This is a genomic window from Pararhizobium sp. (genome assembly GCF_965279435.1).
Taxonomy (GTDB): Bacteria; Pseudomonadota; Alphaproteobacteria; order Rhizobiales; family Rhizobiaceae; genus Pararhizobium.
The window spans coordinates 3,967,455-3,983,508 of record NZ_CBDIHY010000003.1; the positions used below are offsets into that span (position 1 = coordinate 3,967,455).

The 16,054-nt window shown below is 59.9% G+C and carries 14 protein-coding genes; 6 read left to right on the forward strand and 8 right to left on the reverse strand.

The genetic code is table 11. The annotated features are described in order from the left end of the window. Position 1: 1 nt before the first annotated feature. Genes ACQY8Q_RS25060 through ACQY8Q_RS25070 form a run of 3 tightly spaced genes read right to left on the reverse strand, consistent with a single transcriptional unit; the run spans position 2 to position 3,696 of the window. Entirely contained in the window at positions 2–1,024 is a 1,023-nt protein-coding gene (locus tag ACQY8Q_RS25060) for an ABC transporter ATP-binding protein (RefSeq protein WP_428429170.1), read from the reverse strand. Then, positions 1,012–2,706, reverse strand: coding sequence for an ABC transporter permease (locus tag ACQY8Q_RS25065; RefSeq protein ID WP_428429171.1), 1,695 nt, complete (start codon positions 2,704–2,706; stop codon positions 1,012–1,014). The genes ACQY8Q_RS25060 and ACQY8Q_RS25065 overlap by 13 nt, the downstream gene beginning before the upstream one ends. A gap of 9 nt (positions 2,707–2,715) precedes the next feature. Further along, positions 2,716–3,696, reverse strand: a complete 981-nt coding sequence (locus ACQY8Q_RS25070) for an ABC transporter substrate-binding protein (protein ID WP_428429172.1) — start codon at positions 3,694–3,696, stop codon at positions 2,716–2,718. Between the two features lie 243 nt (positions 3,697–3,939). On the opposite strand from ACQY8Q_RS25070, the gene ACQY8Q_RS25075 reads away from it, so the two are divergent. Further along, a complete protein-coding gene (locus ACQY8Q_RS25075; RefSeq protein ID WP_428429173.1) occupies positions 3,940–5,841 on the forward strand; it encodes a CASTOR/POLLUX-related putative ion channel in 1,902 nt (633 codons plus the stop codon). A gap of 109 nt (positions 5,842–5,950) precedes the next feature. Next, positions 5,951–7,000, forward strand: a complete 1,050-nt coding sequence (locus ACQY8Q_RS25080; protein ID WP_428429175.1) for an aldo/keto reductase — start codon at positions 5,951–5,953, stop codon at positions 6,998–7,000. A 15-nt stretch (positions 7,001–7,015) separates the two neighbouring features. Here the strand turns inward: ACQY8Q_RS25080 and ACQY8Q_RS25085 are convergent, their stop codons facing one another. Beyond that, positions 7,016–7,432, reverse strand: coding sequence for an Lrp/AsnC family transcriptional regulator (locus tag ACQY8Q_RS25085; RefSeq protein WP_428429176.1), 417 nt, complete (start codon positions 7,430–7,432; stop codon positions 7,016–7,018). 160 nt (positions 7,433–7,592) lie between these two features. Here ACQY8Q_RS25085 and ACQY8Q_RS25090 point away from each other — a divergent pair, with 160 nt between their 5' ends. Further along, a complete protein-coding gene (locus ACQY8Q_RS25090; protein WP_428429178.1) occupies positions 7,593–9,263 on the forward strand; it encodes a M20/M25/M40 family metallo-hydrolase in 1,671 nt (556 codons plus the stop codon). Here the strand turns inward: ACQY8Q_RS25090 and ACQY8Q_RS25095 are convergent, their stop codons facing one another. Beyond that, complete coding sequence (locus tag ACQY8Q_RS25095) at positions 9,264–10,493, reverse strand: PLP-dependent aminotransferase family protein (RefSeq protein ID WP_428429179.1); 1,230 nt, start codon at positions 10,491–10,493, stop codon at positions 9,264–9,266. A 102-nt stretch (positions 10,494–10,595) separates the two neighbouring features. Continuing rightward, positions 10,596–11,231: a transcriptional regulator BetI gene (gene betI, locus ACQY8Q_RS25100; protein WP_428429180.1), complete on the reverse strand. Its 636-nt coding sequence runs from the start codon at positions 11,229–11,231 to the stop codon at positions 10,596–10,598. A 110-nt stretch (positions 11,232–11,341) separates the two neighbouring features. Here betI and choX point away from each other — a divergent pair, with 110 nt between their 5' ends. Continuing rightward, positions 11,342–12,283, forward strand: coding sequence for a choline ABC transporter substrate-binding protein (gene choX / locus ACQY8Q_RS25105; RefSeq protein ID WP_428429181.1), 942 nt, complete (start codon positions 11,342–11,344; stop codon positions 12,281–12,283). Continuing rightward, positions 12,280–13,311: an alcohol dehydrogenase catalytic domain-containing protein gene (locus ACQY8Q_RS25110; RefSeq protein WP_428429182.1), complete on the forward strand. Its 1,032-nt coding sequence runs from the start codon at positions 12,280–12,282 to the stop codon at positions 13,309–13,311. Before choX ends, ACQY8Q_RS25110 begins: the two co-directional genes overlap by 4 nt. Before the next feature lie 285 nt (positions 13,312–13,596). On the opposite strand, the gene ilvC is transcribed toward ACQY8Q_RS25110, so the two are convergent. Further along, on the reverse strand, positions 13,597–14,616 hold the full coding sequence (gene ilvC, locus ACQY8Q_RS25115) for a ketol-acid reductoisomerase (RefSeq protein ID WP_113316701.1): 1,020 nt from the start codon (positions 14,614–14,616) through the stop codon (positions 13,597–13,599). 49 nt (positions 14,617–14,665) lie between these two features. Beyond that, on the reverse strand, positions 14,666–15,316 hold the full coding sequence (locus tag ACQY8Q_RS25120) for a TetR/AcrR family transcriptional regulator (RefSeq protein WP_428429183.1): 651 nt from the start codon (positions 15,314–15,316) through the stop codon (positions 14,666–14,668). A 272-nt stretch (positions 15,317–15,588) separates the two neighbouring features. Between ACQY8Q_RS25120 and ACQY8Q_RS25125 the strand changes: the two genes are divergently transcribed. Further along, on the forward strand, positions 15,589–16,038 hold the full coding sequence (locus ACQY8Q_RS25125) for a hypothetical protein (protein ID WP_428429184.1): 450 nt from the start codon (positions 15,589–15,591) through the stop codon (positions 16,036–16,038). Positions 16,039–16,054: the final 16 nt, after the last annotated feature.

A 16,054-nucleotide genomic window follows, 5' to 3' on the forward strand; every position in this document is an offset into this window, starting at 1 on the left:
TTCAGAGCAGCCATCCCTGGCGGATCACGAACGGCTGCAGAATACTGCAATCCAGGACATGCGTGGAATAGGCTCTGAGATTCTGTCCGCCTGCCGTGCGAAGCGACAGGGCAAACCGCTCTCCCTCGAACACACAGGATGTCACCTGCAGCATGATGCCGGCGGGATCGGCAACCACATGTTCGGGGCGCACGAGGACGGGATGACTCGGGCCTGCCGATTGCCGGAAGGCCATTTCCAGCGCTGGCCATTGCAGCAGGCGCGGCCCGTGGTCAGGCAGTGCCAGATCAAGAATAGCGCCCTGCCCGACCAGCCCGCCGACGACGCGGCCTTCGGGCCGGGCATAAATCTCCTGCGGCGATGCGACCTGCATCAACCGCCCCTCGGACATCACGGCAATGTCGGTCGCCAGCGCCATTGCCTCGCCCTGATCGTGGGTCACGTAGATCATCGTCGCACCGGACCGGGCATGGAACGCGCGAAAGGTTTCCTCCATCGCCGCCTTCAGGTGACGGTCGAGATTGGCCAGCGGCTCGTCCAGCAGTACCACGTCCGGTGACGTCACTAGGCAGCGGGCCAGTGCCACACGCTGCCTCTGGCCGCCGGAAAGATCAGCGGGACGGCGATCGGCGAACTCTTCGAGCTGGACGACCGAAAGCGCATCCTTGACGCGCGCCTGCCATGCGTCCCCGGTGATGCCACGCACCTTCAACGGATAACCGATATTCTCAGCCACCGACATATGTGGCCAGAGCGCATAGGACTGAAACACCATCGCCATGTTCCGCTTTTCCGGTGGCAAAGCGCCACTGGCGTCCGCCAGCGTGCGTTCCCCCAGCACGATCGAGCCATCGGTCGGCTGCTCGAAACCGGCGATCATGCGAAGCACCGTTGTCTTGCCGCAACCGGATGGCCCGAGCAGAGCCAGGAAACCGCCCTCGCGCACGGTGATCGAAACGTCCGAGACGGCGGCCCGGCCGGTGCCAAAATCCTTGCTCAGATGATTGAGAATCAGTTGCGCCATGGCAGCACGCCTCTCGGAAGGTGTTTCGCCAAAAGTTCCAGGATGAGCATCAGGATGACCACCATGATGACGACAAGCACGGAGAGCGCCGAAGCCAGATCGGAACTGCCGCTGTCGTCGAGATTGAAGATTGCCACGCCGAGCGTCTGGGTACCCGCAGACCAGAGCAGCGCGGACACCGTCAGTTCGCTGCAGGCAATCAGGAAGACAAGAATGACGGACGCCCCCGCCGCCGGTGCGATGAGCGGAACGAGAATGTCGCGCATGCGGCGGCCAAAGCCTGCGCCGGAAAGACGGGCAGCCTCTTCCAGCGACGGATCGAGTTGCAGGAAGGCGCTGGCCACCGGTTTCAGGCTGACGGCAAGGAAACTGGAGAAATAGGCGATCAGGATGATCCAGATCGTTCCATAGATCGAGACGTTCACCAGCGGCAGCGGTGCAGCAAACAGCAGGATGAAGGCCACGGCCAGCACGATGCCCGGGAGCGCATACGGAATTTCAATCAGGCCGGTGATGATATTGGCCAACTTTCCCGGACGGCGGGAGAGCAGATAAGCGGTAAGAACGGTGAACAGCAGCAACCCGCAGGCCGTCGTCCCGGCCAGGAACAGCGAATTGGCAAACGCCGTCAGCGTCACGGACTGGCGAAACAGGATTTCGCTATAGGCATGGAGCGACATGGTCTGGAAGTTCAACGGCACGCCGTAAGTGGGGACCAATGAACTGGCGACGAGAGCTGCGAGTGGAGCAACGAGAACGAAGAACAGCACCAGTGAAAAACCGACTTCAGCGATCAGACGCCATGGCCCGAGCGAGAATGCCGCATTTTGCCCCGACAGCCCGATGATGCGATAATCCCTGCCCTTCAGCGCCCGTTGCTGGATCACAAGGCCGAGCCCGGCGATGACGGCGATCACCATGGAAAGCTGCGACATCTCTGCGAAAGTGCCAGCCCCGAAACTCGAGAGACGGCTGTAGATCAGCGTGGGCAGAACAAAGATCGACGCAGGGATTCCCAGGATTGCCGGAATACCGAAATTGCCGACGCCGGAAACGAAGGCAATTGCCGCACCCGCTATCAAGCCCGGCACGGCCAGCGGCAGAATGATGTCGCGAAATACCCGCATCGGCGAGGCCCCCGCCAGACGCGCCGCCTCGACGCCATCGCGCGGTAGCGCAGCAAGGCCAGCCTTTAGAGCCAGAAACACCAGCGGTGCATGCTGGACACCCAGCAGCAGCGCGATACCACCAAGCGAATAGAGCGGCTGTGGACTGCCGAGCGGCGGCGCGATGCCGAGCGTCTTCAACAGCGGACTGGCCGGCCCCGACATCTGCACCCAGGCCAGCGCCGTCACCTGGGGCGGGATCATCATCGGCAGCACGAAGGCAAAGCTGAAGAAGCCTTTTGCGCGGATGTCGGTGAGCGTCACGACAAAGGCAAAGGTCGCGCCGAGCAGAACGGAAATCACCATGCCTGCGGTCGCGGTGGTCAGCGTGTTGCGGATGGCAAACCAGGTGGAAAGTTCAGAGAAAAGGCCGGTCGCCCTACCCTCGATCGAAAACCGCAATCCGGCATAAAGCAGCCGTGCCAACGGCAGTCCGCACAACAGGCAGACGGCAATGATGACGAAAGGAAGCAGCCAGGCGGGCTGGCTGCTTCGACTGGCAGATAGTCTGGGCATGGGAACCGATCAGTTGGTACCGAAGATGCCGGAAAACGTCTTCAGGTCGCCTTCGGAGTTCTTCACAGCTGCGGCCGCATCGATTGGCAGAACCTTGATGCTGTCACGTGCTGGAAAGCCTTCCGGAAGGGCAACGCCATTGCGGGCCGGGATATAGCCGAGCTTGACGGAAACCTGCTGGCCCTGTTCGGACAGGAGGAAATCAACGAATTTCTTTGCCGTGTCGACGTTCTTGGCAGTCTTCAGGATGGCAACCGGTTCGGTCACCGCGCTGACACCCTCGGCCGGGAAGACGAACTCGACCGGTGCGCCCTTGGCCTTTTCGCGGATCGCCATGAAATCGACAACCATGCCATAGGCCTTCTCGCCGGTGGCGACCGCCTTCAACACGCCGCCATTGCCACCCGAAGCGGTGGCGCCGTTTTCAGCCAGCGCCTTGTAATAGCCCCAGCCGAAACCATCGATGCCGGTCAGCGTCTGCGCATGGATCAGGGCGGCACCCGAGGTCAGTGGGCTTGGCATTGTCGTCAGGCCCTTGGCTTCCGGCTTGGCCAGATCCTTCCAGCCGGCCGGCTTCATCGTGGCGGACGTGTTGTAGATGATGCCGGTGGTGATCATCTTGGTGGAGTAATAGGCACCATCAGCATCATAGAGCGCTGCGTCGTAGTGGGTGGCTTCCGGCGACTTGTAGGCCAGAAGCTGGCCGACTTCCTTCATCCGCTGCAGCGTCACGGTGTCGGCGATCAAAAGCACGTCGGCAACAGGATTGCCGGCTTCGATCTCGGCCATCAGCTTGGCCATGATCTTGGTCGTGCCGTCGCGTACCCACTCCACATCAACACCCGGATTGGCGGCCTTGAAGGCATCGACGGTCGCCTGCGCGTCCTCGTTCGGCTGGCTGGTGTAGAGCACCAGGTTTTCAGCATGCGCCGAAACGGCAATCAGGCTGGCGGCAACAAGTGCGGTGAAAGCACCAAGCAACGTCTTCATCGGTCTTCATCCCAAGTGAACAGATGGACCGATGGATAGTGGCGGCAATTGACAGGCATATGACACTGCCGGCGCAGCACGTGGAGAATAAACAGCCCGCCACAAGCGTGATGTGGATAGATAGCCGGATGATAGAATGAACATTACTGGGTGCATCGCCGCTCGGCCGCCTAAACCTGTTGAATATATTAGAAATATCTGCGATCCGAGCGAAGCGCGTATGGCGGGACCAAGGGAAAATCGATGAGCAAGAGTACGACATGGAGCGCGCGGTTGCGCTATGAGTTCGACAAGAGCATGGCCGGAGGCGCAATCGCGCTGATCGGCTGGCTGACAGTCATTTCGCTCATCGTCATCGTTGTCGCCGGCGCCTTTCTCGCCATCACCCAGATCGCACCGGAAGGTGGCGAGCCCGTCAGCTTTATCGAAGGCACATGGGAATCGCTCATGCGGACCTTCGACGCCGGCACGATGGGTGGCGATACCGGTTGGGGCTTTCGCGGGGTGTCGCTGTTCGTCACGGTCGCAGGCATTTTCGTCTTCTCGGCCTTGATCGGTGTTCTGAGCTCAGGCCTGGAAAACAAGTTGGATGAACTGCGCAAGGGCCGCTCGCAGGTGCTGGAGAACGACCACACGATCATTCTGAACTGGTCGCCCTCGATCTTCGACGTGATCTCCGAACTGGTCATCGCCAATACCAGCCGCAAGAAGCCGCGCATCGTCATCATGGCCCACAAGGACAAGGTGGAGATGGAAGACGAAATCGCCACGAAGGTGGCTGACCTCAAGAACACCAAGATCATCTGCCGCAGCGGTGACCCGACCGATCTTTACGACCTGAACATCGTCAATCCGGAAACCTCGCGCTCCGTCATCGTGCTATCGCCCGAAGGCGACGACCCGGACTCGCAGGTGATCAAGAGCGTGCTGGCGCTGGTGAACGCCCCCAACCGCCGCGCCAAGCCATACCAGATCGCTGCGGAAATCCGCGACAGCAAGAACGCCGAGGTTGCCCGCATCGTCGGTGGCAAGGAGCTGCAGCTCATTCTGGCTGATGACCTGATTTCCCGGATCGTCGTGCATTCCAGCCGCCAGTCGGGCCTGAGCGCCGTCTATTCCGAACTTCTCGATTTCGACGGCTGCGAAATCTACACGCTGGAACAGCCGGATATCACCGGCAAGAGCTTTGCCGCAGCCGTGATGGCCTACGAGACATCAACGCTGATCGGTCTTTGCGACGAGGACGGCAAGGTGCATCTCAACCCACCACCCGGCCGTATCTTCAAGCCGGGAGAGAGCGCCGTCATCATCGCCGAGGACGATGCCGCGATCAAATCCGGGGGCAACGAAATCCATATAGAGAAGGACGCCATTCTTCCGGTTGAGGTGCGCGAACAAGGCCCGGAACGGACCCTGCTTCTCGGCTGGAACCGTCGTGGCTCGATCATCTCGTTCGAACTGTCGCGTTACGTCGCACCTGGCTCCCTGCTGACGATTGCCGCCGACACGCCGGAACTCGAGGATGAAATCGCTGCCCTGAAGGTCGCCAACGGCAACATGGCCGTCGATTACCGCGTCATCGACACCAGCAATCGCGCCGAGCTCGATGCGCTGGACATTCCAAGTTACGATCACGTGCTCGTTCTCGGCTATAGCGACCACATGGCGCCGCAACCGGCCGACACCCGCACGCTGGTGACGCTGCTTCAGCTGCGCAAGATCGCCGAACAGGCCGGCCGCCATATCAGCGTCGTCAGCGAAATGACCGATGTGCGCAACCGCGAGCTTGCCGAAGTCACCCGCGCCGACGATTTCGTCGTCAGCAACAAGCTGGTCAGCCTGATGCTGGCACAGGCCTCCGAAAACGAGCGCATGGCCGCAATCTTCGACGAACTTCTCGACGAGGATGGATCGGAAATCTACATGCGTCCGGTCAGCGATTATGTCGCCATCGACGAACCCGTCACCTTCTACACGATCTGCCTTGCCGCCCTGCGGCGCGGCGAAGTGGCAATCGGTTACCGCCGCCAGCGCGACGAGGATCAGGACCAGCGCCGGCTTGGTGGCGTAACCGTCAATCCGTCAAAGTCCGAGAAACTACTCTACAGCACCGCCGACCGGGTCATCGTGCTGGCAAAGGATTGACCGAAACCCGCAAAATCAAGGGGTGGCCCTCCAGCAGCCCCTTTCTTTTTGATTGTCCGAGACTAGCTTAGCTGACGCCGCGTACGTCAACCGAATCGGGAAAATCATCATGGAATATCGTCTTCTCGGCCGCTCCGGCCTCAAGGTTTCGACATTGACCGTCGGCACCATGACTTTTGGCGGCAAGGGCTGGGCAAAGACCGTCGGTGACCTCGGCGTCAAGGAGGCCAAGAAACTTGTCGATATGTCTCTCGATTCCGGCGTCAATCTGATCGACACTGCGGATGTCTATTCGCAAGGCGTTTCTGAGGAAATTATCGGCGAGATTCTTGGTGCAAATCGCAAGGACGGCGTGCTGATCGCAACCAAGGCCCGCTTCCCGATGGGCGACGGCCCGAACGATGCCGGATCCTCGCGCCACCATCTGGTGCGCGCCTGCGAGGCCAGCCTGAAGAGGCTGAAAACCGACGTTATCGACCTCTACCAGCTGCATGAATGGGATGGCCAGACACCGCTGGAAGAAACGATGGAAGCGCTCGACATGCTGGTGCGCCAGGGCAAGGTCCGCTACATCGGCTGCTCCAATTTCTCCGGCTGGCATATCATGAAAGCGCTCGGCGTCAGTGCGACGGAGCATCGCCAGCGCTTCGTCAGCCAGCAGATCCACTACACGCTCGAAGCCCGCGAGGCCGAGTATGAACTGTTGCCGATCTCCATCGATCAGGGTCTCGGTGTGCTTGTCTGGAGCCCGCTGGCCGGCGGCCTGCTTTCCGGCAAACACCGGCGCGACAAGACGGCGGAAGGCTCGCGGCAACTGGCCGGCTGGGACGAACCGCCGATCCGCAATGAGGACCGCCTGTGGAACATCGTCGATACTCTCGTTGATATCGCCGAAAGCCGCAATGTCTCGGGCGCGCAGGTTGCACTCGCCTGGCTGATCGGCCGCAAAGCCGTCACCTCCGTCATTATCGGCGGCCGCACCAAAGCGCAGTTCAAGGACAATCTCGCCAGCGCGGACCTGGTCCTGACCACGGAAGAGCGCGAACGCCTCGACAAAGTCAGCGCCCCGCCGATCCTCTATCCCTACTGGCATCAGGTCCGAACCGCCAAGGACAGGCTGGGCGAAGCCGACCTGTCGCTACTGGGGCCGCATACCTGACCGAAAGGCAAGGCCTCAGATCGTCGTCAGCAACAGGCTGGTTTCCGATTTGGACACGCCTTCCAGCGCCCGGACGTGGCGGAGCACCCGATCGAATTCGGCGAGGTTTTCGGTCTCGATTTCAGCCACGAGATCCCAGGCGCCGTTGGTGGTGTGCAGCGCCCGGATTTCCGGAATGCCGCGCAAGGTCTTGACCACCGAGACAGTTTTCTGACCGGTGATCTCGATCAGCATGACAGCGCGGACAGCATGCGGGTCTTCCGCTGCAGCGATCCGCACCGTGAAGCCGGCGATGACACCATCGGCGGTCAACCGGTCGATCCGGTTCTGCACCGTGCCGCGCGATATCTTCAAGAGTTCGGCCAGCTTCGAAATCGAAGCCCGGCCATCGGCTCTCAGAATTGCCAGCAGACGCCGGTCGGTATTGTCCATGACATGAGGCCTCTGATCATTACGCCAACATACCCTGTCATTTTGCTCGAAATATCAAGCAAATTTCCATAAAATTGCCATTTCGCTTTATGCAGCCGCTCGCTAGTGTTCGCGAGCCTCGTCACAGAGGCCTATTCGAATCGCGAGAGGATCGCCCCAAATGCCGTCTGCCGACCGCCCATCTCTCCGCAATTCCCTGTCGCGCACCGGCGAGCTTTCCATCGAAATGACCCGGTGGCCAAGTGTCACGGAAAGCGATGGCGAAGCCGCATTCTCCGGCCGGTTGATAGAGCTTCTCGGCGAGACGCCCTATTTCCGCAAGAACCCGGATAATCTGCTGGCGCTCGGCAGCCATGGCACGCCCGCCCGGCAAAACGTTTTGGCGCTGGTACGCGGCAAGGGACGGCGGTGCCTGGTTCTGGCAGGTCATTTCGATACCGTCTCGATTGCCAATTACAGCTCGCTGATATCGCTCGCCTGCGAACCGGAAGCCCTTACCCAGGCACTGATTGACGAACTGACGGCCAAAAGCCGCAATCCTGCCGAAGACAAGGCGCTTGCCGACCTGATAACCGGCGATTTCCTGGCCGGCCGTGGCCTGCTCGACATGAAGAGCGGCCTTGCCGCCGGGATCGCCGCACTGGAACGTTTCGCCGACCTGGACGAACCACCCGGAAACCTTTTGTTTGTCGCCACGCCGGATGAAGAGAACCGCTCGCGCGGCATGCGATCCCTACGCGACGCACTGCCCGCAATCGCCGAAAAGTTCGATCTGGACATTGTTGGCGGCATCAACCTCGATGCCAGCGGCGATGATGGTGACGGCGAGGAAGGCCGCGCCGTCTATCTCGGATCTGTCGGCAAATTTTCACCATTTGCCTTCGTTGTAGGCCGGCCCACCCATGCCGGTTATGCCTTCGACGGCATCAGCGCCCATCTGATCGGCGCCGAAATCATGCGCGCCATGGAGATGAACAGCGCGCTTTGCGACGAGGCCCATGGCGAGATTTCGCCGGCACCGGTCTGCCTCGAAGCCAAGGACGTGCGCCACGGATATGAAGTCACGACACCCGCTCACGTCTGGCTGTCGTTCAACTGGCTGACGCACAGGCGCACACCGGAAGACGTGCTGACCGAATTCAGCGCGCTTGCGGCAACCGCCATGCAAGCAGCGCTCGACACTCAGGCACAGAATGCAAAGGCCTTCTTCGAGCGCCAGGGCTCAGGCCGTGCAGAATCCCATGCGGGACAGGTCCTCACCTACGCCGAGCTGCACGCGCTTGCCGTCTCCCATGGCGGACAGGCTGCAGCCGAACGTCTGAAGGCGCTCGATCAGTCCCTGTCGAACGGCGAAGATCCGCTGTTGATTACCCGCCAGATCGTCGCGGCCACGCTCGCCGAGGCCGGTCTCGAAGGCCCGCTGGTGATCACCGGTTTTTCGACCCTGCACTACCCGCGTGTCCACCTGGACAGTGCCGGAGATATGGGAAAAACCTTCGAACGAAACATCATGGCCGCTGCCGAAACCTGCGCAAAACGGCATGGGACAAGCATCAAGGCAAAACAGTTCTTTGCCGGCATTTCGGACATGAGCTTCTTCGGCCATCGCCCAGCCATCGGACAGACGCAGCTTCTATCCGACAACACGCCCTGCTCGGCCTTCGTCGATCACGCACCGGACGGACTGTTTTCTTATCCGGTGGTCAATATCGGACCATGGGGGCGCGACTACCATCAGAAATGGGAACGCGTTCATATGCCCTATACGTTCGAGGTCTTGCCCGACGTGATCTACGAGGCGGCGATCGCCTGCCTCGTAGATGAAGGTTAGTCAGGCAGCAATCGCCGCTGCTTCTTGGCCGATGAGGTTGCCGAGGCGGGAAATCCCCTCCTTGATCATCGCCTCGTCGGCGCAGGAGAAGCTGACGCGCAGTGTGTTGGCGCCGGAGCCATCGGCGAAGAACGCCTTGCCTGGGACGAAAGCGACCTTTGCCGAGACCAGCGATTTTGCCAAAAGATCAGCTCCGTCCATGCCGGTCGGCAATGTCAGCCAGACGAACATGCCACCTTCCGGAACCGTCCAGCTGACGCCCTTCGGCATGTATTTGCCAAGTGCTGCCAACATCGCATCGCGCCGCTTGCTGTAGACGGCGCGGATCTTGTTCACCTGCGCATCGAAACCGCGCTCGGCAACATGGCAGATGGCCATCTGGTTGATGGTCGAAGAATGCAGGTCGGCCGCCTGTTTCATCAAAACCAGCTTGCGGATGATCGGCATAGCCGCGACCACGAAACCGACGCGAAGGCCGGGCGCCAGTGTCTTGGAAAAGCTGCCGCAATAGATCGTCCGGGTTTCGTTGATCGAACCCTTGCGGGCAATTTCCAGCGCCAGCATCGGTGGAACAGCTTCGCCATCGTAGCGCAGCGACTGATAGGCGGCGTCCTCGATAACGGCGATGTCAAGTTCCTCGGCCAGATCGAGAACCTTTTCACGCGCGGCAAGATCGAGCGTTTCGCCGGTCGGGTTGGCGAATTCGGCCGACATATAGGCGAACTTCACCCGGCCGCCCGCTTCCGCCGCGACATCCCGGTAAGTCTGCGGCGTACGATTGCCGGCAGGCGACAGCTGGTCGTAGGCAGGTTCATAGGCATTGAAGGCCTGCAGCGCGCCAAGATAGGTCGGCCAGGTGACCAGAGCCGTATCATTGGGCGACAGGAACAGCTTGCCGAGATAATCGAGTGCCTGCTGCGAGCCCGAGGTGATCAGGATGTTTTCCGGCTCGCAAGGGATACCGATCGCGGCCATGCGGCCAGCCAGCCATTGGCGCAGTGGCAGATAACCTTCGCTGACCGAATATTGCAGCGCGGCACTCACCGTCGGGCCACCGAAGATGTCGGCATAGGCAGCCTTGAATTCTTCATCCGGAAACAGCGCCGGATCCGGAATGCCACCGGCAAAGGAGATGATGTCCGGCCGGTCCAGAAGTTTCAGCAGTTCGCGGATTTCCGAGGCGCGCATCCGTGAAGACCGCGTCGCGAAGATGTTTTCCCAATTGAGCATGGAAGTTTCCTCAGATTATGCTTTTTTTAGAGCACATCACGCCGCGCTTATTAAGTCAACAATGCTGACCTATACTTCGACACACCGATGCACTTTCTTGGATTATTCGGCAGCGAGTAGTGACTGCAGGCGGCCGACAATTGCGGCTCCCAGACTATTCTCCGTGTAGCGGGTAAGCAACTGCTTGCCCTGCGCCAGCGAAATGTCCGCATCCGAATGACCGCGCCTCAGCCAGATGCCATCGAGCATGGCGGCAAAGCCAAGCACGAACGGATCGATGTCCGCCCTGTCCACGGCCGGCACCAGTGCCGACGCCAGATTGGAATGGAGCCGCCGGTAAAACAGCCGCTGCAGCCGCGCATAGCGTTGATTGTGTGCCGCCTCGGCGTAAAACGACACCCAGGCGTTGGCGGTGTTGCGCTCAAAACGGGTCTCGGGGAAATTGCCGTCGATCACGGCGATGATCCGGTCCCAGCGCGTGCGGGCACCGCGAAGCCGCATGACGACTTCATCCATCAGAATGCGGTTTGCATGGCGGACCATTTCGAAAAGGACCTCGTCCTTATCCTTGAAATAATAGGTAAGAATCCCCTGCGACATGCCGGCTTCATTGCATATCCGCGTGGTCGTCAGCCCCTTCAATCCATCCCGGATAAAGATCCGGTGGGCGGCCTCGATCAGTTCGATCCGGCGGATTTCCTCGATGCGTTTCTTCTGTTTTTTCGGTTGTACGGTCATGCATTTTCAATACCTGAAAGATTTTTTGTACGCTCTAACAAATTTTTATTTTGACAAAAAACATTGTTGACCTATCGTTTCGCTAAATACCAAAAAAAACGGGAATGGATATGAATGCATGTAAGCTTGCCCTCGCCGCGCTCGGCGTAACCCTGTTGCCGCTCGCAGCCAATGCCGCAGATGCAGAATCCTGTCGCACGGTTCGCATGTCGGATCTCGGCTGGACGGATATATCGCTGACCAACACCACAGCGTCGGTGATCCTGACGGCGCTCGGCTACCAGGCCACGCAAACACTGCTTGGCCTCAACGTCACCTATGAAATGCTCAAGGGCAAACAGCTGGATATCTTCCTTGGCAACTGGCGGCCGGTTCAGGACGAACAGTTCAAGGCCTATTTCGACGACAAGTCCGTCGAGCCGCTGGCAACCAACCTTGAGGGCGCCAAGTTCACCCTCGCCGTGCCGACCTATGTCGCGGACGCCGGCGTAAAATCCTATGACGACCTCGCCGCCCATGCCGACAAATTCGACAGGAAAATCTACGGTATCGAGCCGGGTTCGAACCAGCCGTTGCTCGATATGATCACCGCCGGTAACCACCAGCTGGCGGGCTGGGAAGTCGTCGAATCCAGCGAAGCGGCGATGCTGATGCAGGTGGCCAAGACCACGAAGACGAAGGACTGGGTGGTGTTCCTCGGTTGGGAGCCTCACCCGATGAACCTGATGTACGACCTCACCTATCTCTCCGGTGGCGACAAGGAATACGGCCCGAATTTCGGCGGCGCGACGGTGCGCACAATCGCCCGCAGCGGTTATGCGGCGGAGTGCTCGAATGCAGCCAAGCTGTTTACCAACCTGGTGTTCGACCTGACGTATGAAAATATCGGCATGGACATGATTTCCAACAAGGGACTGTCTGCCGAAGACGCCGCCAGGCAGATGATCAAGGACCACCCGCAAAAGCTGGACAGCTGGCTTGCTGGCGTCACCACGTTCGACGGCTCGCCCGCCCTTCCCGCCGTTCAGGCAGCTTTGGGTCTTCAGCCGTGAGCGTCATTCAGGATTTCATGAACGCTGCGGTGCTTGAAACCTACGACGCGCCACTGCAACAGCGCGCAGTCCCTGTGCCAAAAACCGGCCCCGGCCAGATCCTCGTCAGGCTGAAGGCGTGCGGCGTCTGCCACTCGGATGTGCATATATGGAAGGGGCATGTCCGCCCGCCATCCGATCCCGTCCCCTTCATCCTCGGCCATGAGGGTGTCGGTACCGTCCTTGCCACCGGGCCGGATGTGACCGGCTGGGAAATCGGTGCCAGTGCCGGCGTGCCTTGGCTGCACGATACCTGCGGCCATTGCGACGAATGCGCAGATGGCATGGAATCCTTTTGCCAGAACCAACGGGCGCACGGCTTGAACATCCCGGGCGCCTTTGCCGAATATGTAGTGGTAGACGCCGCTTACGCGGTGCCGTTGCCGGATGGTCTCGATCCCGTAGCACTGGCGCCGATCATGTGCGCCGGTGTCACCGCCTATGGCGCCGTCAAGCGCTCTGCCCTGCGCGCCGGCGAAACCTGTGCCATTTTCGGCTGCGGAGGCCTTGGTCTCTATGCCGTCCAGATTGCCGCCCGGCTCGGCGCCCGCGTTATCGCCATTGACCGCGACCCGGCCAAACTCGCGCTTGCTCGCCGCTACGGCGCCGCGGCAACACTCCTGGCTGATGACACACTCACGGAAAAGCTGAGCACTGAACCCTACAGAAGCCATGTCTGCATCAACTTTGCCCCCACTGCCGCAACCTGGGCGCCGATAATCGCTGCCATCCGGCCGCGCGGCCGTATCGTTGCGGCAGCACTGGTGCCGGACCCGGTTCCCGTCAGCCAGGAATGGCTAACCGCAACCGGCGTCGTCATCACGGGAACAAGCGTGGGAACACGGGAAGAGATGCGCGAAGTCGTGGAGATTCATGCGGTAAAACCGCTGGAGAATGACATCGTGCCGATTACGCTCGACGGCGTTTCAGGCGCACTACGGGACCTAGACCAAGGCAAGGCTGCCGGCCGCTTCGTCATTGCCTTTTAGGACGACCTTCCGAAAGGCCATCCATTCCGCAAGCCACCGCTCAGGCTTCGTGGTGCCCGAACATGCTCAAACCAACGAGGAGCACAATGGCACCGACGATGAAAGCATCGAAAATGGCGAAATGATAGAAGAACGTTGTCATTGCAGTATCCTCCTGACGAATAGAATACTCCAGAACCGATTATTTTCCAAATATTACTTACAAAACGAAAGAGGCCGGGAGATATATCCCGGCCTCTTCAGTATTACGCAAGTGCAATACGCTAATTTTGCTCTGCAGCAATACTAGTTCTTGGCCTTGTCGACCAGCTGGTTCTTGGCGATCCAAGGCATCATGCCGCGCAGCTTGGCGCCGACTTCCTCGATCTGGTGGTTGTCGTTCATGCGGCGGATACCCTTGAAGCGGGCAGCACCCGAACGGTATTCCTGCATCCAGTCGGAAGTGAACTTGCCGGTCTGGATGTCGGTCAGGACGCGCTTCATCTCAGCCTTTGTTTCAGCCGTGATGATGCGTGGACCCGAGACGTATTCGCCCCACTCAGCCGTGTTGGAGATCGAGTAGTTCATGTTGGCGATGCCGCCTTCATAGATCAGGTCGACGATCAGCTTGACTTCGTGCAGGCACTCGAAATAGGCCATTTCCGGCGCGTAACCGCCTTCGACCAGCGTTTCGAAACCGGCCCGGATCAGCTCAACGAGACCGCCGCACAGAACGACCTGTTCGCCGAAGAGGTCGGTTTCGCACTCTTCCTTGAAGTTGGTTTCGATGATGCCCGAACGGCCGCCGCCGACGCCGCAGGCGTAGGAGAGAGCGAGATCAAGCGCGTTGCCGGATGCATTCTTGTCAACGGCAACGAGGCAGGGAACGCCGCCGCCCTTCTGGTATTCGCCGCGAACCGTATGGCCAGGGCCCTTCGGTGCGATCATGACGACGTCAAGTGTCGACTTCGGCTCGATCAGGCCGAAATGCACGTTGAGGCCGTGCGCGAAAGCGATGGCAGCGCCGTCACGGATGTTGCCGGCGATTTCATCGCGATAGATGTCGGCCTGGAGTTCGTCCGGCGTCGCCATCATCAACAGGTCGCCCCACTTGGCGGCTTCTGCAACGGTCATGACCTTGAAGCCATCAGCTTCGGCCTTCTTGATCGTGGCGGAACCGGCCTTGAGCGCGATGACGACGTTGGTCGCGCCACTGTCCTTCAGGTTCAGCGCATGGGCGCGGCCCTGCGAACCGTAACCGACGATAACGACGTTCTTGGACTTGATGAGGTTGAGATCAGCATCACGATCGTAATAGACGCGCATTGTAATTTCCTTCCCTTTGCTTGTCTGTTTTAAACTCTTCCGGCCGCCCTCAGGACTGTGCCGAACTCTTTTCACTGCCGTAGAGGCGAAGGAAGGCTGAAACCGCCTTCTCTCCCCTACGGCCGAAATCCTTGACCAAACGGGCACTGTCCTCGCCGAGCAGCATCCGCAGATGCAGGTCGGATACGATCAGGCCGTATAGCGTATCATAGGCGTCGTCGCGGTCTTCGAACACCAGAAGTCCGGCGTCGCGCCCAGCTTCTAGCAGCGCCCCTGCCCGTTTGCCGATCTGGCGGCGGCCGCGCTCCTGCAGCATCGAGCCGAGCTTGGAGCCATCCCGGCTCGCCTGTCCGATGGCCAGCCGGTTGAGCGCCAGCGACACATCGCCGGCCAGAACCTCCAGCAGGTCGCGCGCAAACAGCACCAGATGCTCCTGCAGCGTCGCGGCCGTCAGCGTTTCGGCGGTATCGTCGAAGGTTCGGACCTTGCTGGCCTGAAAACCGATCATCGCCGACAGCAGACCGTCGCGATCGCCGAACCATTTATACAGGCTTTCCTTCGAGCAATTGGCAGCCCGCGCCACGCCCGCCGTCGTCAGCGCCTTTTCGCCACCATCGACCAGCAGACGCAACGCGCTGTCCAGAACATTGTTCTGGCGCGGCGAATAGTCCGGCTGGTGTGGGTGGGCGGCAAGCTGCAAGACATCATCTCCATTCACAGTACCGTACGGTACGGTTCGCTGCTTATGTCGCAAAGACGGGAACCGGTCAAGCCTGTTGGCAAAGGTTTTTGAGGTAAGACGACGCACAAAAACAACCTGGCGCATCGCGAATATAAGCAGCCTGCCAAACGTTGAGAAAATAATGAATACCAGCACCAAAAATGGACACGTCCATGCAATCCGATCCCGTTCCGTTTCAGAATGTGGTCGGCTAGTGTGCAGCTTTAGACACCCCATATCCCGGAGTTTTCATGCCCCGCCTGCCTACATTCGCCCTGCTCCTATCAGCCACGCTTGCCTTTTTTCCAATAGCCGCTGCCGCTCAATCCGATGAAGACGTCTATAACCGGATCGAATCCCTGCATGGCAATGCCGGAGACCTGAGCGAGCCGTTGCTGAGCCTGGTGGAAGCGATGGGGAGCGACGATGCGGCAACGATCGCCGGGCTTGCCGAATATCCGCTGCGGGTGGCGGCCAATGGCGAAAGCTACGAGATCCAGAGCGCCGACGATTTCATCGAAAATTTCGACACGCTGGTCACGCAGGACACACGCGATGCCGTTGCCGGACAGACCTTCGGCCAGCTGTTCGTCAACAGCGACGGCGTGATGCTGGCGGATGGTGCGGTCTGGATGAGCAATGTCTGCGACAATGGCGATTGCAGTTCATCCCATTGGGCCGTGATCAGCATCAACAACTAATCGGCAGGGGAAAATC